General features: G+C 37.7%; 20 protein-coding genes. 6 read left to right on the top strand and 14 right to left on the bottom strand.

The genetic code is table 11. The annotated features are described in order from the left end of the window. Positions 1-105: 105 nt before the first annotated feature. From hflX to AC22ZQ_RS01450, 13 genes are all read right to left on the bottom strand, one after another. A complete protein-coding gene (hflX, locus tag AC22ZQ_RS01510; RefSeq protein ID WP_318956807.1) occupies positions 106-1,305 on the bottom strand; it encodes a GTPase HflX in 1,200 nt (399 codons plus the stop codon). Between the two features lie 15 nt (positions 1,306-1,320). Then, positions 1,321-1,650: a c-type cytochrome gene (locus AC22ZQ_RS01505; protein ID WP_318956806.1), complete on the bottom strand. Its 330-nt coding sequence runs from the start codon at positions 1,648-1,650 to the stop codon at positions 1,321-1,323. Further along, the gene (locus AC22ZQ_RS01500; protein WP_318956805.1) at positions 1,641-2,084 is read right to left on the bottom strand and encodes a hypothetical protein; all 444 of its coding nucleotides are present in this window, start codon (positions 2,082-2,084) and stop codon (positions 1,641-1,643) included. The genes AC22ZQ_RS01505 and AC22ZQ_RS01500 overlap by 10 nt, the downstream gene beginning before the upstream one ends. Before the next feature lie 133 nt (positions 2,085-2,217). Continuing rightward, positions 2,218-3,441 (bottom strand): glycosyltransferase family 9 protein, encoded by a 1,224-nt coding sequence (locus AC22ZQ_RS01495; RefSeq protein ID WP_318956804.1) that lies wholly within the window; start codon positions 3,439-3,441, stop codon positions 2,218-2,220. Beyond that, a complete protein-coding gene (locus AC22ZQ_RS01490; RefSeq protein WP_318956803.1) occupies positions 3,410-6,217 on the bottom strand; it encodes a hypothetical protein in 2,808 nt (935 codons plus the stop codon). The genes AC22ZQ_RS01495 and AC22ZQ_RS01490 overlap by 32 nt, the downstream gene beginning before the upstream one ends. Before the next feature lie 110 nt (positions 6,218-6,327). Continuing rightward, a complete protein-coding gene (gene accC, locus AC22ZQ_RS01485) occupies positions 6,328-7,662 on the bottom strand; it encodes an acetyl-CoA carboxylase biotin carboxylase subunit (protein WP_318956802.1) in 1,335 nt (444 codons plus the stop codon). A gap of 32 nt (positions 7,663-7,694) precedes the next feature. Beyond that, a complete protein-coding gene (gene accB / locus AC22ZQ_RS01480; protein WP_318956801.1) occupies positions 7,695-8,198 on the bottom strand; it encodes an acetyl-CoA carboxylase biotin carboxyl carrier protein in 504 nt (167 codons plus the stop codon). A gap of 38 nt (positions 8,199-8,236) precedes the next feature. Further along, on the bottom strand, positions 8,237-9,226 hold the full coding sequence (locus tag AC22ZQ_RS01475) for a beta-ketoacyl-ACP synthase III (RefSeq protein ID WP_318956800.1): 990 nt from the start codon (positions 9,224-9,226) through the stop codon (positions 8,237-8,239). A 1-nt stretch (position 9,227) separates the two neighbouring features. After that, entirely contained in the window at positions 9,228-10,166 is a 939-nt protein-coding gene (gene plsX, locus AC22ZQ_RS01470) for a phosphate acyltransferase PlsX (RefSeq protein WP_318956799.1), read from the bottom strand. A gap of 36 nt (positions 10,167-10,202) precedes the next feature. Continuing rightward, positions 10,203-10,394 carry a 50S ribosomal protein L32 gene (gene rpmF / locus AC22ZQ_RS01465; protein WP_090251990.1) on the bottom strand — a complete coding sequence of 64 codons (192 nt, stop codon included), beginning with the start codon at positions 10,392-10,394 and terminating at the stop codon, positions 10,203-10,205. A gap of 23 nt (positions 10,395-10,417) precedes the next feature. Beyond that, complete coding sequence (locus AC22ZQ_RS01460) at positions 10,418-10,972, bottom strand: YceD family protein (protein WP_318956798.1); 555 nt, start codon at positions 10,970-10,972, stop codon at positions 10,418-10,420. 93 nt (positions 10,973-11,065) lie between these two features. Next, positions 11,066-12,172, bottom strand: coding sequence for a 4-hydroxythreonine-4-phosphate dehydrogenase PdxA (pdxA, locus tag AC22ZQ_RS01455; RefSeq protein ID WP_318956797.1), 1,107 nt, complete (start codon positions 12,170-12,172; stop codon positions 11,066-11,068). Between the two features lies 1 nt (position 12,173). Continuing rightward, complete coding sequence (locus AC22ZQ_RS01450) at positions 12,174-13,538, bottom strand: leucyl aminopeptidase family protein (protein ID WP_318956796.1); 1,365 nt, start codon at positions 13,536-13,538, stop codon at positions 12,174-12,176. Between the two features lie 443 nt (positions 13,539-13,981). On the opposite strand from AC22ZQ_RS01450, the gene AC22ZQ_RS01445 reads away from it, so the two are divergent. From AC22ZQ_RS01445 to AC22ZQ_RS01420, 6 genes are read left to right on the top strand one after another with little or no spacing between them, the layout of a single operon-like run. After that, positions 13,982-14,167, top strand: a complete 186-nt coding sequence (locus AC22ZQ_RS01445; RefSeq protein WP_318956795.1) for a Sec-independent protein translocase subunit TatA/TatB — start codon at positions 13,982-13,984, stop codon at positions 14,165-14,167. 14 nt (positions 14,168-14,181) lie between these two features. Then, positions 14,182-15,588, top strand: a complete 1,407-nt coding sequence (gene gatA / locus AC22ZQ_RS01440; RefSeq protein WP_318956794.1) for an Asp-tRNA(Asn)/Glu-tRNA(Gln) amidotransferase subunit GatA — start codon at positions 14,182-14,184, stop codon at positions 15,586-15,588. 5 nt (positions 15,589-15,593) lie between these two features. Continuing rightward, complete coding sequence (locus AC22ZQ_RS01435) at positions 15,594-16,850, top strand: lytic transglycosylase domain-containing protein (protein WP_318956793.1); 1,257 nt, start codon at positions 15,594-15,596, stop codon at positions 16,848-16,850. Between the two features lie 2 nt (positions 16,851-16,852). Beyond that, positions 16,853-17,989 carry a DUF4837 family protein gene (locus AC22ZQ_RS01430; RefSeq protein WP_318956792.1) on the top strand — a complete coding sequence of 379 codons (1,137 nt, stop codon included), beginning with the start codon at positions 16,853-16,855 and terminating at the stop codon, positions 17,987-17,989. Beyond that, complete coding sequence (locus tag AC22ZQ_RS01425; RefSeq protein ID WP_318956791.1) at positions 17,982-18,752, top strand: glycosyltransferase family 2 protein; 771 nt, start codon at positions 17,982-17,984, stop codon at positions 18,750-18,752. The genes AC22ZQ_RS01430 and AC22ZQ_RS01425 overlap by 8 nt, the downstream gene beginning before the upstream one ends. Continuing rightward, entirely contained in the window at positions 18,727-19,779 is a 1,053-nt protein-coding gene (locus AC22ZQ_RS01420; RefSeq protein ID WP_318956790.1) for a glycosyltransferase family 9 protein, read from the top strand. The genes AC22ZQ_RS01425 and AC22ZQ_RS01420 overlap by 26 nt, the downstream gene beginning before the upstream one ends. A 61-nt stretch (positions 19,780-19,840) precedes the next feature. On the opposite strand, the gene AC22ZQ_RS01415 is transcribed toward AC22ZQ_RS01420, so the two are convergent. Continuing rightward, positions 19,841-22,019: gliding motility-associated C-terminal domain-containing protein (locus AC22ZQ_RS01415; RefSeq protein ID WP_318956789.1), on the bottom strand; the 2,179-nt coding region annotated here is incomplete at its 5' end.

Below are 22,019 nucleotides of genomic sequence, written 5' to 3'. Positions count from 1 at the left end.
TACGAAATAAAAGGAAATAACCTTGCGGAAAGTAAGATTCAACAAAAGTTGTTTACATTTTAACGTTGATAGCAGAAGCTTATTTTAAGCGTGCCTAGAATTGCCTTAGTACAAGAAGTTATGGTAGGGGTAACGTTTTTCAAATATTGAACGAACTTCTTCGTAAAGTACATCTTTTAATTCTTGAACGTTTTCCTTGTCTTGCGCCGAAATAAAGACACATTTAGTATCGTTCATTTTGGCCATCCATTGTTTTTTCAATTCTTCAAGACTGTAGTTTTCTCTTGTCTTTTCAGACAAATCATCTTCGTCTTGTGGCGTGTAAGTATAGGCATCAATTTTATTGAAAACCAAGATCACTGGCTTGTCTTCTTTATCTATTTCCGCCAAAGTTTCATTTACCACTCTAAAGTGATCTTCAAAGTTGGGGTGAGAAATGTCTAAAACGTGTACCAAAACATCAGATTCCCTTACCTCGTCTAGGGTAGATTTAAACGACTCTACCAATTGGTGAGGTAGTTTACGAATAAATCCTACGGTGTCAGACATCAAGAAAGGAAGGTTTTCAATTACCACTTTTCGAACGGTTGTATCTAAGGTTGCAAAGAGTTTGTTCTCGGCAAACACATCAGATTTACTCAACATATTCATGATGGTACTTTTACCTACGTTGGTGTATCCTACTAGGGCAACTCTCACGAGCTGACCGCGGTTACCGCGCTGTACGGCTTTTTGCTTATCTATGGCCTCGAGTTTCTTTTTGAGTAAAGCGATTTTCGTATTAATGATACGTCTATCTGTCTCAATCTGCGTTTCCCCAGGTCCACGCATACCGATACCCCCTTTTTGTCGCTCAAGGTGAGTCCACATTCGGGTTAATCGTGGTAATAAGTATTGATACTGTGCTAGCTCCACTTGCGTTTTTGCGTGCGAAGTTCTTGCTCTGCTGGCAAAAATATCGAGGATTAGGTTGGACCTATCCAAGATTTTAACTTCTAGAATACGCTCAACGTTACGTAGTTGCGAAGGAGAAAGGTCATCGTCAAAAATTACCATGTCTATATCATGGGCATTCACGTATTCCTTTACTTCTTCTATTTTACCAGATCCTAGAAAGGTTTTCGGGTTGGGAACAGTTAACTTCTGTAAGAATTTTTGGTGCGTTACAGCTCCAGCAGTTTCAGCTAAAAACTCTAATTCATCCAAATATTCATTGGCTTCTTGCTCCGTTTGGTCTTGAGAAATAACTCCCACCAAAACGGCTTTTTCACCTTCAACCTCTTTATTTATTAAACCAATCTCCATGTAAAATATTCGCGCTTATTTTGTTCTTAATGTAAAAACATGTTGTACTAAAGAGTCTAATTCGGCCTCTGTTTCAAACAGGTTTTTGTACCCCATCATTCCTTTGTCATTTCCATTCAAGATCACATCTCTAACTTGTGCTTCTGTAAATGTACTTTGCGTTAAATCCGCAGCATTCCCTCTTTGGGCATCTCCGTTTTTACCGTGACAACTTTGACAGTATTTTTTATATAATTTTTGTCCGCTTTCAGCAGGTTTGCTCGCAGCATTCAACTCTACAGTTTCTGAAGAGCTACAGGCTGCTAACCCTAAAAAAGCACTAAAAAGCAATGTTCTTAAAACCATCCTGCTCCAATTCCTTCTCTTAAAAATGGCCATGGAATAGCAAAGAAAATTAAGAGCAATGCAATTCCGTAAAAGTTACGAATTAGTCTGTGCTTGTTAAATCCAGCCAATCCTTCTTTTTCGGCTTTCTTTCTACCGACAGTAATTAATACAATCGCAATAATCATCATGAATATGTGTTCAACCGTGTAAAAACGGAAAGGCATTTTCATTGCAGCACCTGCAGGAACTTTTGAAATCCAAAAGTTAACATACAATACCAAGCCCATTAAAAGTTGAATGTGCATAATGATCATAGTGAAAAGGTTAATCATTTTATCTTTTTTCAAATACTCTCCTTTGGTTTTGTTTCCAATTGCGTTAACAACTGCAATTACCAAAAGAAGTAAAGCGATGTACCTTAATCCACTGTGTGCACTTACTAAAATATCCATAACAAAAATTTTGTGTAAAAGTAATGATAATGGCCGAATTATAAACGAGAAAAAGAGATTGTAGCAGGGTTGTTTGCTAGACGAAAGTTAAGATTCTTTACTGCGCGGGAATATGACAATACAATTGGACGAATTAACGTCGCACCAAACCTAAAATTGCATCGCCGTGTTCGTATTTCATTCCTTCTAAGACTTCATTTTTACGCAATGGAAATTGTCCATTTTCATGAACTTCCTGAACGGCCTTGAGAACTTCAGAAACCTCTATCAACTGCATACATGTGTTGTTGCCTTTGCAAGGAGAAATACTGAATTCATGTACGCATGGACTACAGAATACATCTTTAAAAATGATTTTTGCATTGGAAAAGTGACCATATTGATCGGGCGAACATGGTCCGAATAAAGCTATAGTCGCTGTATTCACTGCAAAAGAGATGTGCATAGGGCCCGTGTCATTGGTAACCATAAAAGCAGCACCTTTAACCAAGGAGATTAATTCATTGATGGATGTTTTCCCGGCGAGATTGATCAATTTATCATTGATAATTCCCGCTATTACTTTTTCAGTGTAGGGTCTTTCGTTCGGACTCCCTACCAAATAAATCGTGTAATCTGGGTATTGTAGGAGAATTTGTTCAATCAGGAACTTATAATTTTTCCTACCCCACCTTCTTTCTAATCTTAAATCAGAAGCGTTCGGATTAATAACAATATATTTTCCTGATTTTGGAGGAATGTAGGAATTTTCTATGCCCTTGGCAAGGGGGTATAGTGAGGTAGGCTTAAAGTCTTTACCAAAGAGTCTTGCTATTTGCAAATAACTTTCAGATACTGGAATCTTCGTATTGAAGTACATCATATGGGTGTAGATACCCATTTTAAAAGAGCTTGATCTAAGGTAATAGCCTACTCGATTTTTAGCCAAAGAAAACAACGTAACCAAAGTGGAAAAATTAGAATAGATTTCTAGATCTATATAAACATCAGGTCTTTTCTTCATCAGTCGCAGCAAAGTAATGCTCAAGCTTTTCAGTAGAGAAAAAATTCCTTTATCATTAATGGTGTAGATGGTATCAATGGTATCTATGCGTTTTAAGATAGCCGTGTTTGCATTGGTTGAAACAAAAATAATCTCAGCATTCGGGTGTTGCTGGCGAAGAGCATCTAGCAAAGGAGTAGCTTGAATGATACTACCCATTCCCTTGAATTTGCAAACCACAATACAATCTAAATCTTTGTGTAGGTTGTGATCGATGTTAAGGATTTGTCCTAACAACCGAACGAGAAAGTTTAACAAGAAAGCCATGGGTTTGGCAATCAAGTTATCTATGAGCAGTTGTTGTTTTGTTTTCAAGTCTTGTATCCTTTAAAAGTCTTATTTCTTCTAGGTTGAAAGCTTGTTCAGCATGAATGATAAGCTTCTTCACTTTTGATGTATGCCAAAGATAATGATTCGAGAGTCTTAGCATGTATCGCTTGCCAATATCTGGATGTGTTTGAAAAGTGAAGCCTCCTATGCGTTGTTCTTTATCATCATATAAATCAACGGTTAACCTTTGAGAAGAGTTGACATTTTCTAAGTTCATATCCAAGTAAATACTTCCAAATTCAGCGGCATTAGCTCCAATCGAAACATTAACTTCTTTGCTAGAAGCATACTTAGAATTCAAAGCTACATTTTGGAGGTAATCAACATGATTGTTTTCGTAATAACTAGCCATTAAACCAGCCATAAAACCATAGTCATAATCTTGTGCTTGATGGAGCAAAGTATCGGCGGGTAAATTAGCTGTGGCTATGTTGGAGCTTTTAGCTTTCCAAATAGAATAGCCTTGAACAATGCCCGCTGGCTCGTAGTTTTGATGGATAAATTCTGAAAGGAGGTAATAACGTATGGTGTTTGCTATACCGTCTGTTCTGTCAAACCAGTTTCTCGGACTATGTGCGTATATCACTATAGGATGCTCTGTTGTGCTGATTTGTTTCAGTAAATGAAGTTGCGTTTTATCGTCTATAGTGTTTTGTAAATTTTGATTGAAATAACCCGGTGATTTTCTTTCGGTATAAAAATACAGCATAGGTGTATTGGAAAAGTCAACAAAACTTTGCTCGGGTGTTAGATTGCGGTCTAGGTAAGCTTTTAATTCTTCGTAGTGCGCAGTAGCAAAAGCGTCCTGACCAATTACACGTGTTCTAGGCGTCTGTTCAAAGTAAGAAGGCAAATTATAAAAAGTGCTCTCACTTAAACTCTTTTCTAAATCTGTTTTATGAGGATGAAAATTGAAGAATTTAGTAAAGAGTACAATGAAAAAACCAAGCCCGTAAAAGAGAAGTTCTTTGATGTTTTTCTTGTTGATGATCCCGACGAGAAACAAGGTAAGTGCTAAATAAAAAACACTGATTAAATAAAATTCCTTTTGCTCAGCAAAGCCGTGACGAACCAATCCTCGTTGGACATTGGCGAAATAGAGTAGAAAACAAAAAAGTGAAAATAGGAGATATCTATTCTTTTCCATTCTCAATTTAAAAACAGCAATGATGATGGCTGTAATAGCGATGATAGGAAAGATTATATGATAGATAAAGTATTGGTGCTGGGCAATGTTTTTTATTTGGGCATAACCATGCGCTTGACTCCCTTTTACATAATGTAGTGCACTGATAAAGTTATTCAACACATAATCTGTAGAACGCATCAAAATAGCGCCTATCAGTAAAGTTCCAATTACTCCTAAAAAGAGGAGTAAAGCTTTTATGAAATTGGGAAGGAAAATCTTTGCCCGTTTGATGAATAGAAAAAGCGGAAAAAAGACAAGGGTGGTAAACAAGGCAGCCACGCCGGTATCAAGACGCCAAATGATGAGTCCTATTAAAAGTAAAAAGAGAAAAAAGTAATTCTTTACACTTTGGTTATCGATCACTTTAATGCTTTGAAAAAGTGCCAGAATTCCTAGGAAAATGGGTGGGTATATAAAGTAATAAAGAAAGGGAAAGGTTAGTATAAAGGCAACACTATAAATCGGTTTGTTAAATGCTTTGTTCAGGAAATAGTACAAAACCAAGATGCCTATTATATCATTGATGAACACATAAGAATAGAAGGAAACATCTGCTGTATAGCCATTAAAAAAGGTGTAAACAATACCATAACCCTGTTCAGAAAACATGTGTGAACTCATGAAGTCTACAAAGGGGATTTCATGGTATTGAAAAATATTCATTAAGGAATTTGCAGGATTTGCCAATTCAAAAAATTCAGGGATAGTCTCAATAAAGGGTGTGTAACGTATACTTAGAATATAGTAGACAAGAAGTGCAGGTATAAGGCAGTATTTGAGGGCATTTTCTGGTTTTGGAAAACGCATCGGCGTTGTTAGTTTGAGAAGGATAGTTAAGAGGAGAACTCCACTGAATAGAAGAACGAAAATCTTTTTATATCCAAACCCAAAAAGATTATTTACGTCAAATTCTATGGCTAAAAAGACGAGAAGTGGGGTAATGGATATGGTAATAAAATAGGGTTGAATTTTCGGGTAATATTTTTGTCCGAAAATGAGAGGAAAAGAACAAAAGAGTATAAAAAGTAAAATAAAAACGATAGATGAGTTTTGATTGATCCAGGTATGCTCTGGAAATAATACTTGAAAATTATAAACGATTAAATAACACAGAACAACATTGTAAGCTGCGAGTTTTTTACCTGCTATTTTTTCTCTAATGGTTTGAGGTAGTGGAAGAGAAAGTAATGTTGCGATAAAAATGAAAACGTAAAAGAAAAGATGAATCGTTTTGAAGTTATCTATATCTAACGCTGTAACAAGTAATTGGAGTATTCCTACGGCACTTAGAAATATAAGATTTCTATTGACGGATTGCTTAAGGAATCTGCTGAAGAGATAATATGCAATTAGAAAAGAAGGAGTGAAGACAGCAATTCCCTTGTAAATTATAGAAGATCTTGCTCCGATATTTACGGCATGTTTGGTGGCTTCACCGATGTATAAATTCTTTAATTCAAAAAGTGAAAAATCTAGTCCTGAAAAGTTTTGGTAAACTACATATAAGCTTATGAAGAGAGCATACAGTAAAATGTATCCGTCAAATTTAAAGTATTTATTGACCTGGTTCATAAGCGAAATTATGCCTTGAAGTTAATAATTTCAACTAGGGTAAGAGCTGGGTGGGCAAAAAAAAACTCCCGTTCTAAGAACGAGAGTTTAGTATTGTATTCAGAATATTTCTAGTATTCGAAAGTTTCCATGAACTTGGTAGTAAAATTACCTGCTTTGAAATCTTCGTTATCCATTAGCTTTAAATGGAAAGGAATAGTAGTTTTTACTCCGTCAATAACGTATTCTTCCAATGCTCTTTTCATTTTCAAAATAGCCTCTTCTCTTGTCTGAGCTACAGTGATTAATTTAGAGATCATAGAATCGTAGTGAGGTGGAATTTGGTACCCTGCATAAACGTGGGTATCAATTCTCACTCCGTGTCCACCTGGTGAATGGTAATCTGTAATTTTACCTGGAGATGGTCTGAAGTCGTTAGCAGGATCTTCAGCATTGATTCTACATTGGATAGCGTGCAATTGAGGGTAGTAGTTCTTTCCAGAAATCTTCTCTCCTGCAGCTAATTTAATTTGTTCTTTAATTAAGTCGAAGTTAATTACCTCTTCAGTAATTGTGTGTTCTACCTGGATACGTGTATTCATTTCCATGAAGTAGAAGTCTCTGTTCTTGTCAACCAAGAATTCAACTGTACCAACACCTTCGTACTTTACAGCTTTAGCGGCCTTAATAGCAGCCTCACCCATACGTTCTCTCAACTCGTCTGTCATGAATGGAGAAGGAGTTTCCTCCACCAATTTCTGGTGACGACGTTGAATAGAACAGTCTCTTTCAGAAAGGTGACATGCATTTCCTGTTTGGTCTCCAGCAATTTGGATCTCGATATGACGAGGCTCTTCGATGAATTTCTCCATGTAGATTCCGTCGTTTCCGAAAGCTGCGGCAGACTCTTTACGAGCTGAATCCCAGTTTTCTTCGATATCTTCTTCTTTCCAAACAATACGCATACCTCTACCACCACCACCGGCAGTAGCTTTCAAGATAACTGGGTATTTGATTTTTTTCGCTGTTTTCTTCGCATCTTCAACGTCTTTTAACAATCCGTCAGATCCTGGGATAACAGGTACTCCAGCTTTTTGCATTGTAGCTTTTGCTGAAGCTTTATCACCCATTCCATCAATTTGTTCAGGAGTTGCACCGATAAATTTAATATCGTGTTCCTCACAAACTTTAGAGAACTTAGAGTTTTCAGATAAGAATCCGTACCCTGGGTGAATTGCGTCTGCATTTGTAATTTCTGCAGCGGCAATAATGTTTGGTATCTGTAAATAAGAGTCTGTAGATGGTGCTGGACCAATACAAACTGCCTCATCGGCGAAACGAACAGGCAAACTGTCTTTATCTGCAGTTGAATAAACTACAACAGTTTTAATACCCATTTCTTTACATGTACGAATTACACGCAAAGCAATCTCGCCCCTATTGGCTATAAGAATTTTCTTAAACATGCCTTTTGGGTTTAAAAGGGATTAATAATGTACTAAGCTGGCTCTACCAAGAATAATGGCTGATCGTACTCTACTGGAGTAGCGTCGTCTACCAATACCTTAACAATTTTACCAGAAACTTCTGCTTCGATTTCGTTGAATAATTTCATCGCTTCGATAATACAGATGTTATCTCCAGGCTTAATGCTCTGACCAACCTCTACGAAAGGTGGCTTATCAGGAGAAGATGCACGGTAGAAAGTACCAATCATTGGAGACTTCACTGTGATAAAGTTATCTTCTGCTGCTGGAGCTGGAGCCGGTGCTGCAGGAGCTGCTGCAGGCGCTGGAGCCGGAGCTGGTGCTGCTACAGGTGCTGGAGCTGCCGCTACTGGAGCTGGAGCTGCTTGTACTATTATTTGTTGTTCTTCTAGTCTTTTCGATTTCTTACCTTCAGATTTGATGGTAATTTTGAAGTCTTTTTTTTCGATTTCTACCTCGGTTACACCTGATTTAGAAACGAACTTAATAAGATCTTGTACTTCTGTAAGATTCATGGGTTTATGAATTTATTTTAGAATAAATTTAATGAATTTTATGAATTGTAGGCCCATTTCAAGTAAACGGCACCCCATGTGAATCCACCTCCAAAGGCTGATAAGATAATATTATCTCCCTTTTTAAGCTGTGGTTCCCAATCCCACAAACATAATGGTAATGTACCTGCTGTAGTGTTACCATACTTCTGTATGTTAATCATTACTTTCTCTTTCGGTAAGCCCATTCTATTTGCTGTGGCATCAATAATACGCAAGTTGGCTTGGTGTGGTACTAACCAATCTACATCATCACTTGAAAGATTATTTTTCTCCATGATTTCTGCAGAAACCTCCGCCATGTTGGTAACCGCAAACTTAAACACTTGCTTACCTTCTTGGTGTACATAGTGCATACGTTTGTCTACCGTTTCATGCGATGGTGGGTTCACTGAACCACCTGCCGGTTGTATTAAATATTTTCTTCCCGATCCGTCACTTCTTAGTATAGAATCAACAACACCGTTACCTTCTTCGTTTGGCTCTAGTAAAATTGCACCAGCTCCGTCTCCGAAAATTACACAAGTAGCTCTGTCTTCATAATCAATGATAGACGACATTTTATCTACTCCTATAACGATAACTTTTTTGTGATGTCCAGATTCTATAAACTTAGCTCCCGTTGTGATCGCATACAAAAATCCAGAACAAGCTGCTTTAAGGTCATATCCCCAAGCATTACTCATACCAACTTTGTCACAAACAACATTAGCTGTTGACGGGAAAGGGTAGTCTGGTGTTACTGTAGCAACGATTACAAGATCGATATCTTCTGGAGTATTGTTGGTTTTCGCTAATAATCCTTTAACTGCTTCTGCAGCCATGTCTGATGTAGACTGATCTTTCGCGATGCGCCTCTCTTTAATTCCAGTTCTAGTAGTTATCCACTCATCGTTGGTATCAACGAGTTTTTCTAAATCCTTGTTCGTCATCACGTGCTCTGGTAAGTACCCTTGAACACCTGATATAGCTGCAGTAATTTTACCCATACTAGTTAATTGCTTCTTTAATTTTATCAGTAAGCTTCGACTTTGTTACATCATACGAATGTAACAACATATTTTTAACCGCAATATCATTTGATATTCCATGTCCAATGATAACGTTAGAATTTACACCTAAAATTGGTGTTCCTCCATAGTTTTCATAATTGAAACGGTCAAAATACTCATCGCGCATACCACGCTTTTGCATAAGTCCGAACAATCCTTCTGCTTGCTTAAGAACTACATTACCTGTAAATCCATCACAAACAATTACGTCAACTTTTCCAGTAAAAATATCTCTACCTTCTATGTTGCCCGCAAAATTGAAGTCTGTACTTCCTTGCATAAGTTTGTAGGCAGACTGCGTTAGCAAGTTACCTTTAGTTTCTTCCTCACCAATGTTCAATAAACCAACTTTTGGATTCTCAATACCATAAACTTCTCTGGCATATAGAGATCCTAAAATTGCAAATTGATACAATACATCCGGTTTACAATCGGCATTTGCACCCACGTCTAGAATCAAAGAGTTTCCACCTCTGATATTAGGAATGGTAGATGTAATACACGGTCTGATAATTCCCGGAACAGCGTTCACTTTATAAATAGCACCAACGAGCATAGCCCCAGTATTACCGGTGCTAGCAAAAGCTTGGATTTCTCCAGAAGCTAAGAGGTCGAAACCTTTAGAAATTGTACTGTTTGGTTTTTGAGGAATTGCACGAGTCGGATGATCGTGCATAGTAATAACATCAGGGGCATGGACAATCTCGAAGTCATCCGGATTACCTCCTAATTCAACTAACTTTTCGCGTACCACATCTTGGTCGCCGAATAAAACGATGCGTGTGTCCTGAGGAAGTTCTTTATTGGCGAGGATCGCTCCAGAAACGTTCGCTTCTGGAGCAAAATCTCCTCCCATAATATCTAATCCTATCTTCATCAGGAAATGAAATGATTTAATTCACTTCAACGGTAATTATACCGCAACTTCTTTTTCAGCGATTACTCTACCCTTGTAGTAAAGTTTCCCTTCATGCCAAAAAGCACGGTGGAACAAATGCGGCTGACCAGTAGTTGGACAAGTAGCGATGTTGTTAGCAACTGCTTTTACGTGCGTTCTTCTCTTGTCACGTCTTGTTGTTGACGTTCTTCTTTTTGGATGTGCCATTTTACTTTATTTATTTAAAACGTTTAATTCAAATTCTTCAATGCTGACCACCTTGGATCAATATCATCATCGTCATCGTCGTCGTTACCGTCTTCAATGTCGTCTTCTTTCAAATCTTCTTCTTCGACTATAGAATATTCATCAATCAATGCTATCATTTCTTCATTACAATCACCTTCGTCGTGAACGGATCTTGTAGGTAATGAAATTGTCATTAATTCATAAATAATAGGAGCCAAGTGCAATTCATATTCTTGTGGTTCCAATACAATTAAATTTTCATCGTCACTAATCTCAGTTCCGAATTTGAAAACAATTCTGTATTCACCATAAATATACTCTTCTAAAGGATCGGTACATCTTGCACATTCTACGTCAACGTTACCGTCAACCACAAAATTTGCAATCAGCATGGTTTCCTTTTTCTCTAGCTCCATCTCTACTGTAAGCTTTCCAGCTTTTATAATAGAGTATTCTAAATCTTCAAAGAACTGATCCGTAATGTCAAATTCAAAGTCGTGAAATCCAACTTTTAATCCTTCAAAAGGAACAATAAATTTATTCTTCGAACTTCTCATAGTTCAAAAATTGGTCTGCAAAGTTATAAAAATAAAATGATTATCTACACTTCATTTCTAAAACTTAGGATTATTATTCTAATTTATAATGCCTTAATCTCTATCACGCCCTTTTCCCTTGTAAGGTTTAGGCTCTGAAATCGCTAAAGGATCTTTGTTTATTTCCTTAATAAATGCGCGTGTTCTGTATACATCCATTGCCAAGTACATGGCCTCTCTAAACGATGCTTCATCTGCTTTTCCTTGTCCAGCAATGTCGAAAGCTGTTCCATGATCTGGCGAAGTTCTTACGATAGGTAAGCCCGCTGTAAAGTTTACACCACTGTTAAAGGCAAGTGCTTTGAATGGCGTTAAACCTTGATCGTGGTACATGGCTAAAATTGCATCGTACTGTGTATAGTTGCTTGAACCAAAGAAACCGTCTGCAGGGAAAGGACCGAAGGCCAAAATTTTCTCATTGTTCGCTGCCTGAATTGCAGGGTTAATGATTTCGCTTTCTTCAGTACCCATTTTTCCTTTTTCACCGGCATGAGGGTTTAAGCCCAATACGGCAATTTTCGGACGAACAATTCCAAAATCTTTCTTTAAACTACTGTTCAATTCTTTGATTTTGGCTAAAATTCCTTCGGTTGTAATTGTTGTACTGACATCTTTTAAGGCGATATGACTCGTTACTAAAGCAACGCGCAATTTATCAGAAACCATCATCATCAAAGCTTCTTTTTCTCCGGCCATGTCTGCTAAATATTCAGTATGTCCAGGAAATTTAAAACCTGCTTGTTGAATCGCCTCCTTAGAAATAGGAGCTGTAACTAGAACGTCTACTTTTCCTGCTGCTAAATCTTCTGTTGCTCTTTCTAAAGATTTAAACGCGTATTGTCCGCCTACCTCATTGGATTTACCTAAAGTGATATTCACCACCTCGCTCCAACAACTTACAACATTTATTTTCTTGTGCTGAATCTCGTTGGCGTCAGCAATACGTGTGAAATTGAAATTCTTATCGTTAATGGCTTTCTTGTGGTAAGAAATGGTCTTACTTGAACCATAAATAACAGGAGTACATTCGGTAAGAATTCGCGGATCACCCAAAGCTTTGATAATTACCTCAGGACCTATTCCGTTAATGTCGCCCAAAGTAATACCAACTCTTATTGGTTCGCGTGTAGATATTATTTTTTCTTTCTCTTGTTTCTCCATCTTAATACTCGTTTTTAAAGAAGTGCTGTAATAAACGAACTCCTGTACCAGTTCCTCCTAAACCTTTGTAGTCTTCTTTTGCTTCTAAGAAAGCTGGACCAGCAATGTCTAAGTGGACATAAGGGTAGTTTACAAAGTGTTCTAAGAATTTACCGGCAGTAATCATACCTGCAGTTGGTCCACCTAAGTTTTTCATATCTGCAATGTTTGATTTAAGTTGTTCGGCGTAATCATCCCAGAAAGGGAAACGAACTAAACGCTCGTGCACTTCAGAACCCGCTTTTTCTAATTTGGTTAAAGTTTCGTTATCGGCATTACCCATAAGGCATGCAGCTTTTTGACCGATAGCTCTAACAGCAGCGCCTGTTAAAGTAGCTGCATCGATCACCAATTCTGGTTCGTATTTGTTGGCGTATGCCAAGGCATCACCTAATAATAATCTTCCTTCTGCGTCTGTGTTCAATACTTCAACTGTAGTTCCGTCGAACATAGTGATAACATCTCCTGGTGCGTAAGCATTTTGACCGGGTCTGTTATCGGTTGCAGGGATTAAACCAATCACATGGTGTTCCGCTTTGTTTAAAGCCATGGCGTAAATTGTACCCACGATACAAGCTGCACCACCCATGTCACTTTTCATAATATCCATAGAATGAGCAGTTGGTTTTAAGCTTAAACCTCCTGTATCATAAACCACACCTTTACCAACCAGTACAATAGGTTTTTTGTTTTTTGCTTTTTTGGGTTTGTATTCTAAAATTGTGAATGTTGGTGGATCTATCGAACCTTTGTTAACGGCTAATAATCCTCCCATTTTCAAACTTTCAATTTTAGATTTATTGAAAATCTTTACAGAGATATTTGCTTCTTCCCCGCGTTCAACAATTTCTTTACTCAATTGCTCTGCAGTAAGGTAAGATAAAGGCTCATTTACTAAATCTCTCGACCAGTAAACGGCTTTTACCGTATTGTTTAAATATTCTGCTTGTTTTTTATCTCCGTTAATCCAATTGATTTTTTGTAGCAAGTACGCTTTTTCTTTCGCGTCTTTGAAGTACTTTAAGAATTGATAGTTACTTAAAAGTAAACCTTCAGCAAGGTGGTAAGCTCCTTCTTCTCCATGAAGATCAATTTCTAAAACATCCTTGTCTAAGATTGTTCTGATTTGATGTCCAACCTTACGTAGCTTTTCTGCATCTTTTTCTAAAACGTAGAAAAGGTATCCTTCTTCGGTTTTGTAGTATTCAAAATTCTTCTTTCCACTCAAGCTTAAATGAGAGGCTTTTTTAACGCTCTTTTCATTCAAAACATGAACTTGCGCATTGGCTTCATTTAACTTCTTTTCTATCTTTATTTTTGCTTGCATTCTCTACTTCTTTGAATGTGTAAAAATAGTAATGTTTTAATAGATAAAGAATGTTTCTGGTTACAGAGGTGTTTAGAGGAGGTAGTACTTGAGTTTTTAGTGGTTTTTTGGTGCTTTCACATACTATAAACTATTCTAGGATACAGTGTGAATAAAGTAGGTTTTCAAACAGGGGGTGTAGCGGAAGCTTTGTGCAGCAAAACTAGTGTTTTTACACTTTGTTTTGAGCGACTTTAGAAGCTGAAATAAGAAGTTTGTAAAAACTTAGTTATGCAAGTAAACTTAAGCGGAAGACCCGACAGTTTGCCAAATACAAGGCCTCAATTTAATGAAAATTAAAGACCGTAAATCCTTTATTGCAAAGAGAGGTCAAGAATGATACAATACTTTGTTATCATTTTCTATATAAATACGTAACTTTGCGACAAATAAATTAAGACAAGATGATTTTAGGAATGATTGGGTGGCCCCAAGTTATATTAATCGCAGTGATCGTTTTATTACTGTTCGGAGGAAGAAAAATTCCAGAATTAATGAAAGGACTAGGGAAAGGAGTCAAAGAATTTAAAGACGCAACAAATACCCCAGAAGACGAATCTACGTCTACTGAGTCTAAAGAAAACAAATAGTCAAACCAATTTTCATGTACAAAACTTTTGCAGAAGTTAAGTTAGCGCTTAAAGAGGGTGCAACAGTAGAAACTATTGTTCAACATTACCTTTCGGAGATAGAGAAGAGAAAATCATTGAATGCTTTTTTAGAAGTATTCGAAGAGGATGTTCTTGCTCAGGCCAAAGAGGTGGATGCAAAAATCAAAGCCGGAACTGCTGGTAAATTAGCAGGTATGGTGGTAGGTTTAAAAGACAATATCTGTTATAAAAACCACAAGGTTTCAGCTTCTTCTAGAATTTTAGAAGGATTTGAATCTATTTATTCTGCAACGGTTGTACAAAGATTATTGGATGAAGACGCAGTAATTATTGGTCGTTTAAATTGTGATGAATTCGCAATGGGAAGTTCTAATGAGACTTCTTATTACGGTCCGGTAAGAAATGCAATTGACGAAGAATACGTTCCAGGTGGATCTTCAGGAGGTAGTGCAACGGCAGTAGCTGCTGGTTTATGTACAGTTTCTTTGGGGAGTGATACGGGAGGTTCTATTCGTCAGCCCGCGGCATTTACAGGTACAGTTGGTTTAAAGCCAACCTACGGTAGAGTAAGTCGATTTGGGTTAATTGCCTACGCTTCTTCATTCGATCAAATTGGGCCGTTTGCCAATAATGTAGAAGATGTTGCATTGGTAACCAATATTATTGCAGGAGAAGATGAGTACGATTCAACGTCATCATCAAAACCTGTTGAAGATTATACAAACATCTCTTTTGAAGGGAAGAAAAAATTTGCTGTAATTAAGGACGCCATTCAGATGGATGGTTTAGACCCTGAAATTAGAGCAGCGTTTAACGCTCAGGTAGAAGCCTTGAAAGCAGAAGGTCATGTAGTGGAAGAAGTTTCTTTCCCTTACCTTGATGTGATGGTTCCTACGTATTACGTTATTACAACCGCTGAGGCATCTTCTAACTTATCTCGTTTTGACGGTGTTCACTTCGGGTATAGAAGTGAAGAAGCTGTTGGGGTTGAAGCAACGTATAAAAAATCGAGAACAGAAGGTTTCGGTGAAGAGGTGAAACGTAGAATTATGTCTGGTACTTTCGTATTGTCGAATGAGTACTACGATTCATATTACACAAAGGCGCAAAAGGTAAGAAGAGTAATTCAAGACAAGACCAATGAGATTTTGTCAGCATACGACTTCATTATTTTACCAACCACTGCGTCTACAGCATTTAAGCTCAATAGTGTTACAGATCAAATTCAAATGTACTTGCAAGATATCTTTACGGTACAGGCGAACTTGGCGGGTAACCCTGCAATCTCAGTTCCGGCTGGGACGCACTCTAACGGATTGCCATTTGGTATTCAAATCATGGCAGACCATTACCAAGAGAAAGAATTATTGGCGTGTGCTGAACACTTGATGAAAAAGTAAACTTTATGATAAAATATTGCTGGTCTGTATTTACTACGGTTTTTTTTGCTGCCCTTAGTTTTGGTCAGGTAGAAGATAGCCTCCAACGTCAACAAGAAATTATAGAAGGTGAGCAATTCATCGCTACAGTAAATGCAAGCTTGCAAGAGTTTTATAAGGAGTGGGCCAACAGTGAGAACTATGATTCCATTGTTGCTTCCTTGGGGTATGTAGAAGGACAAGTTCCGGAGTTTGACGATTCTGTATATTGTCAGCGTTTGGACGACATGAATGAGATGAGTCCTTTTCACTACGCTTGTAACCCAACTGTTTTATCTACTTTGAAATACTTCACAAAAAATAGAAGGAGATTTACCAGTATTACTTTGGGTAGATCAAAACTTTACTTTGATATGTATGAGGAGAAGTTGGATAAACACAACATGCCCATAGAATTAAAGTATTTATCTGTAATAGAGAGTGGTTTACGACCACAAGTAAAATCTAGAGTAGGTGCTACAGGTTTGTGGCAGTTCATGTATAGAACCGGAAAAAAATACGGATTAGACCAAAACTCGTTCATCGATGAGCGCATGGATCCGGAAAAAGCTACGGAAGCGGCGTGTTTGTACTTGAAAAGGTTGTATAATGCCTACGACGATTGGAACATGGCCTTGGCGGCATATAATGCAGGACCAGGAAATGTAAACAAAGCCATTCGTAGATCAGGAGGGAAAACCACTTACTGGGAAATCAGACCTTATTTACCGAGAGAAACGCAGGCGTATGTTCCTAATTTTATTGCTATGAGCTACATGATGACCTATCATGTAGAACACAATATTATTCCAGCAGAAGCGAAAGTTTACGATTTTGAATTGGACACCGTGTGTTTATCACAAGGCGTACACATGAATATCATAGATAGTTTAATGGATTGGTCGATGGAAGATATTCAATTTGTAAACCCTATTTACAAAACGAGCTACATTCCGAAAACGACACCTCAACAATGCATCAACATTCCGGTAACCAAGGTAAATGAATGGATAGCGATGGAAGATTCTATTTATGCTTTAGATTCTGCTATTTATAATTTACCAATAGAAGAGGAGTTGGCAAAATTGAAATCTTCAACCGAAGATTATCATAAAGTGAGAAGTGGAGAAAACTTGTGGATCATTGCTCGTAATAATGGTACGACTGTTGCAAGGTTAAAGAAATTAAACCCTGGCATTAACCATGATAGGTTGAGAATCGGTCAGCGCATCAGAATTAGATAATTATGAGAAACTCAATTTTTAGCTTAGTAACCTTATCTCTTCTCCTTTTTTCATGTGGGGAAAATCAAGAGGGCTCATCAGCAATGGTGGTGAAGTCCGAAACTTCTTCGGAAAAGGGAACAACCACAATTTCAGAAAACAAAGGCTACACACAATCTACTTTTCCTGTTGTAGGTAAAGTTGGGTTAATGGCCGTAGTTTGTCCGGATGAACTTTGGACACCTCGTGTAGAAAAAGCATTAGACTCTGTTTTTGGAGAATATTTTAGACCTTTCTACCCTCCTCAAAAAAGATTTGAAGCTTACCATCTAACGCCAGAAGAATTTGAAAAGCGTAATAAGCGCGTAAGAAATTTGATGGTACTTTCTTTAGATGATAAAGTTAAACCGGGAAAAGCTGAAGTAAACTTAAAGGAAAGTTATTACGCATCAACTCAGATGGCAACTTATATCAGTGCCAACAGTGTGTCAGATATTGAAGAAGCTTGTGAGAGTCAGCTTTGGGATATAGCCCGACGTTACGATAAAATGGCTTGGAGAAGAGAGGTGATACGTAACCAGAGAGATCCTGGTAAAATGGTAGAAAAAAGAGTGTTCGATAAATTTGATATCCACTTAGATCTACCAAAGAATGCAAGTGTTTCTGGAGAGCGTAAGAATTTTGTGCGTATTTCTTTCCCAGATGAGAGTAGACCCATGGATTTAGCCGGAGGTTCTTATCAAACTACACGTACCAACTTTAACCAATACGGAATTATGATTTGGCAATACTCGTTTACAGATTCTAGCTTATTAGAATACCAAACGATGTTGAATTCGAGAGATACGATTTTAAAATACAATGTTCCTCATGAGTACGAAGGTGTATATATGGGAACACAATATCATCCGGCAGTAGTGCCAATTAGAAAGCGACTTACTTTAAATACAATTGAAGGATACGAGTTAACAGGGCTGTTCAAATTTACGGGTGAGATGGAACCGTCAGGAGGAATGTTCTGGAGTTTTACTTTCTTGCATCCTAAGACAAATAAAATTGTAACCGTTAGTGGTTTTGTTGACGTTGTTCCAACAACTTCAGCTGTTCCTTACATTCGTAGAGTACAAGCTATTCTTTATTCTTTGCGTTTAGATGACTAAAATTTCTGCGACAATAATCACATTGAATGAGGAGAGAAATATTGAAAGATGTATTCTTTCCTTAAAAGATGTTGCCGATGAAATTATTGTGTTGGATTCTTTTTCAACAGATAAAACAGAGGAGATTTGTCGTGGCCTTGGAGTGCGTTTCGAAAAAAGAGCATGGGAAGGCTACAGTCAATCAAAGAATTATTTGAATACGTTAGCGACGTATGATTATATCTTCTCCATAGACGCTGATGAAGCTTTGAGTGCTGAACTCAAAAGTTCAATTTTAGCCGAGAAGAAAAAAGGATTAAGTGGAGTTTATGCGGTAAATCGCATGACCAATTATTTGGGTACTTGGATTAAACATTCGGGATGGTACCCTGATGTGAAGACGAGAATATTTCCAAAAGCTACCAGTAAATGGGTAGGGGCTTATGTTCATGAAGAATTGGAGGTGGAAGGAAATCCCAGTCCAACTTTACTTTCAGGAGATTTACATCATTATTCGTACTACAGTTTCGAAGATCATAGAAATAGAGCAGATAAATATTCACGATTGACTGCTCAAAAAATGAATGTTAAAGGTAAAAGAGCATCCATTTTAAAACCCTATCTTAGCGCGTTGGTTCGATTTGTAGGTATGTACTTTATTAAACTCGGTTTCCTCGATGGAAAAATGGGGTTTAAGATTGCACAAATATCTGCGCTCTCGAACATATACAAATACAAAGAATTGAGGAGGTTAAATCGTGAGCAAAACAATAAATCTAAATAATAAAACTGTTGTAATAAGTAGAACCGATAGCATAGGTGATGTGGTCTTAACACTTCCCATGTGTGCTTGGTTGAAACAACAGTATCCAGAATGTAAAATCATTTTCTTAGGGCAAAGTTATACACGACCAGTTTTAGAGTCGGCACCCTTTATTGATGAAATTCTAGAATGGAATAAAATCGAAGCATTACCTGTTCAAGCTCGTGTAGAGGAATTAAAGAAATTGGAAGCACAGGTTTTTATTCATGTTTTTCCCAATAAGGATATCGCAAAATTAGCGAAGAAAGCGAAGATTCCTTTCCGTATCGGTACATCGCACCGAAGTTACCATTTCTTAACGTGTAATATCAAACCTAATTTCACAAGAAGAAAATCAGAGTTTCATGAAGCTCAATTGAATTTTGAATTGTTGAGAAGTTATGGGATCAAAGAGTTGCCGAGTTTAGAAGAGTTAACGACGTTGATGGAAACTTTTCAACCCAGTTCCATATTGCCTGAGGGAATTCAGCACATGATCCAAGACTTGAATCTTGAATCAGGGAAAAAGAAGGTAATCTTACACGCAAGATCTCAAGGTAGTGCCGTTGAATGGGGAATAGAAAAATTTGCTCGACTTGCAAAGTTGTTATCAGACAATGGTCATGCTGTCTTTTATACCGGAACCAACGAAGAAGGTGTAAATATTAGAGGGAGTATTCCTACAGCGCCAAATGTTTTTGACGTAACAGGTAAATTAACTTTAGCAGAGTTACAAAGTTTTATCTTGCAGACAGATACTTTAGTTGCATGTAGTACCGGACCTTTACATTTGGCGGGAGTACTCGGAGTTGAAGCAATTGGTTTGTTTTCTCCACGACGACCAATACACCCCGGAAGATGGACGCCATTGGGTAATCAAACAAAGGTAATAGTACATGATGAGGAGTGTGAATTGTGTGCTAAGGGTGAGGACTGTAATTGTATCACTAAAATTACCGCCGATCAAGTGTACGAAACGATTACTTCAGACATAGAAGAATTAGCATAGAAAAGTAAGGATATAAAAAAAGGCGGGTTGATCTTCAACCCGCCTTTTTTGTTTTCATCTTTTATTGAGTAATAATCGTTACAAATCCTTCAACAGTTTCTACCTGATTGGCAGAGGTTTGTTTATAGGTAACTTTATAAAAGTAGGTGCCATCTGAACAAGCTCTACCAGTTTCTTTATTGGTTCCATCCCATGCCTCTGTAGCATCGTTTGATTCGTAAACTACATTTCCCCATCGGTTTACAATGAGCATATAGAATTCATCTATTTCACCAATGCTAAGCGTGAGAACATCATTCATTCCATCCTCGTTGGGAGTGAATACATTTGGTACCTCTACACCACAAAATTCAAATAGAACCTGCGTTCCAAGCTCTCGGATGTGACAATCATTAAAGAGTTGTACTACCCAATAACCTTCTGAAACAACAAAGGCCGTATCTTCTTCTGTCCCATCAAACCATACTAAACTATCTACATTAGAAAAATTGCTAACGCTGATGGGTACCGGAACTTGGTTGGGACAAATCACCATGTTTTCAGTAATTGTGGCTTGTGGGTAACCTATAAATTCATAAGTCACACTATCTGTAAATCCACATTGATTATCTGTATACACAAAAGTATAAACTCCCGTGTTGAAGAATTGTAAATCTGGATTGTCGTCATTCGGTGTTAATACCGTCGCTCCTGTACTTGGTATTACCGACCATGTACCACCATTCGTAGACGTTACTCCATTCGCTGTAAAAATGGTGTCACAAATCAATGAATCTGTTAACGTAAATGTTGGAGGTCCGTAAAAATTAACTTCTAAACTATCCACGTGGTTACATTGGTTTTCGGTGTAATATACCCAATAGCTTCCATCGTTTGTGTTGGTGATGGTAACGGCATCTGCCGTTGTATTATCGAAACTTAAATCTGTAGAATTGCTCGACCAACTACCGCCTTGTACAAAACTATTGGCTAATGATAAATTGAGTCCATCTGTACATGTAGAAGGAGAACCAACAATTTGAGGATCTGCAATAAGTGTTACATCAAATGAATTGGTTGTACCACATTGGTTATCGGTAAATGTTATGGTATATGTTCCTGGGTTCAATACCGTAATATTTGGATTGTCCACAGTAACATCAGAGAACTGAACAGAGGGATCACTGGCACTCCAAGTACCTCCATTAAATGAACTTACACCTGAAACAGGGTATAAATTATCACAAAGCGTAGTGTCTGTTAAATTGAAAACAGGATCAGAAGCATAAGTAAGTAACATGCTATCTTGAGTTCCACAACTATTTTCTGTATAATAAACCCAGTAACTTCCTGATGTACTTGCCGTGGCATTTGTTGCTGTACTTGTTGGCGTGTTTAAACTTAACTCAGGAGCATTGGTACTCCAAGTACCTCCACTCGGGAAGTTTGAAGCTATGGTTAAATTAATTACGTTGTTACACGTAGTATCATTGGCCAATATCTCAGGGTTGTCCAAATAAGTGATGTCAAAACTATCTGTATTTCCACAAGTGTTTTGCGTATATGTAAGCGTGTAAGTTCCGAAATTATTTACCGTGATAAGTGGGTTGTTAACATTCAAATCAGAGAAAGTTAAATCTGTTGGAGATGGATTGGTCCAAGTTCCTCCACTTAATGAAGTAACTCCCGAAACTTGATACGTATCTCCACAAAGAATCGTGTCTTGTAAAGTGTTCGTTGAAGCGGGAGCTAAGAAGGTGATAAATAAACTATCTTCTTTGTCACAGTAATTCTCTTGGTAGTACACCCAGTAAGACCCATAAGTACTCGCTGTAATATCAGTGGTGGCTGTATTAGCAGAAGAGAAACTTATTTCTGGTGCGTTGGTAGTCCATGTTCCTCCTGAGGGGTATGAATTGTTTGCGGTGTATGTTTCATTCAATCCGCATACTGTGTCTAAACCTGTAATGTTGGGTGCGTCAAAATAAGAAATGTCTATATCTACAACATTTCCACAAGTGTTTTGTGTAAAGACAAAGTTATAGGTACCAAACGTGTTGAGGGTAATCAAGGGGTTGTTGTCTGTATCACTATTAATGGTGATGTTACTTGGGTCGGGGTTGGCCCAAGTTCCACCATTAGGGGCTACAATTCCAGCAACTTGATGAATTCCATCACATGTAATGGTATCCGCAGCACCTGTAATGTTGGCAGGGACTAAATATATCTGTGCCAAACTATCAATTTTATTACAATGATTG

Source organism: Lishizhenia sp. (assembly GCF_057456495.1).
This window is presented reverse-complemented; position numbering and strand designations above follow the sequence as displayed.

Coding starts and splice junctions, on each gene's coding strand:
- AC22ZQ_RS01490 (WP_318956803.1), bottom strand. CDS start 6,217: ATGAACCAGGTCAATAAATACTTTAAATTTGACGGATACATTTTACTG.
- hflX (WP_318956807.1), bottom strand. CDS start 1,305: ATGGAGATTGGTTTAATAAATAAAGAGGTTGAAGGTGAAAAAGCCGTT.
- AC22ZQ_RS01450 (WP_318956796.1), bottom strand. CDS start 13,538: ATGCAAGCAAAAATAAAGATAGAAAAGAAGTTAAATGAAGCCAATGCG.
- AC22ZQ_RS01435 (WP_318956793.1), top strand. CDS start 15,594: ATGATAAAATATTGCTGGTCTGTATTTACTACGGTTTTTTTTGCTGCC.
- rpmF (WP_090251990.1), bottom strand. CDS start 10,394: ATGGCACATCCAAAAAGAAGAACGTCAACAACAAGACGTGACAAGAGA.
- AC22ZQ_RS01475 (WP_318956800.1), bottom strand. CDS start 9,226: ATGGGTAAAATTACTGCAGCTATATCAGGTGTTCAAGGGTACTTACCA.
- accC (WP_318956802.1), bottom strand. CDS start 7,662: ATGTTTAAGAAAATTCTTATAGCCAATAGGGGCGAGATTGCTTTGCGT.
- pdxA (WP_318956797.1), bottom strand. CDS start 12,172: ATGGAGAAACAAGAGAAAGAAAAAATAATATCTACACGCGAACCAATA.
- AC22ZQ_RS01430 (WP_318956792.1), top strand. CDS start 16,853: ATGAGAAACTCAATTTTTAGCTTAGTAACCTTATCTCTTCTCCTTTTT.
- AC22ZQ_RS01425 (WP_318956791.1), top strand. CDS start 17,982: ATGACTAAAATTTCTGCGACAATAATCACATTGAATGAGGAGAGAAAT.
- plsX (WP_318956799.1), bottom strand. CDS start 10,166: ATGAAGATAGGATTAGATATTATGGGAGGAGATTTTGCTCCAGAAGCG.
- gatA (WP_318956794.1), top strand. CDS start 14,182: ATGTACAAAACTTTTGCAGAAGTTAAGTTAGCGCTTAAAGAGGGTGCA.
- AC22ZQ_RS01500 (WP_318956805.1), bottom strand. CDS start 2,084: ATGGATATTTTAGTAAGTGCACACAGTGGATTAAGGTACATCGCTTTA.
- accB (WP_318956801.1), bottom strand. CDS start 8,198: ATGAATCTTACAGAAGTACAAGATCTTATTAAGTTCGTTTCTAAATCA.
- AC22ZQ_RS01460 (WP_318956798.1), bottom strand. CDS start 10,972: ATGAGAAGTTCGAAGAATAAATTTATTGTTCCTTTTGAAGGATTAAAA.
- AC22ZQ_RS01505 (WP_318956806.1), bottom strand. CDS start 1,650: ATGGTTTTAAGAACATTGCTTTTTAGTGCTTTTTTAGGGTTAGCAGCC.
- AC22ZQ_RS01445 (WP_318956795.1), top strand. CDS start 13,982: ATGATTTTAGGAATGATTGGGTGGCCCCAAGTTATATTAATCGCAGTG.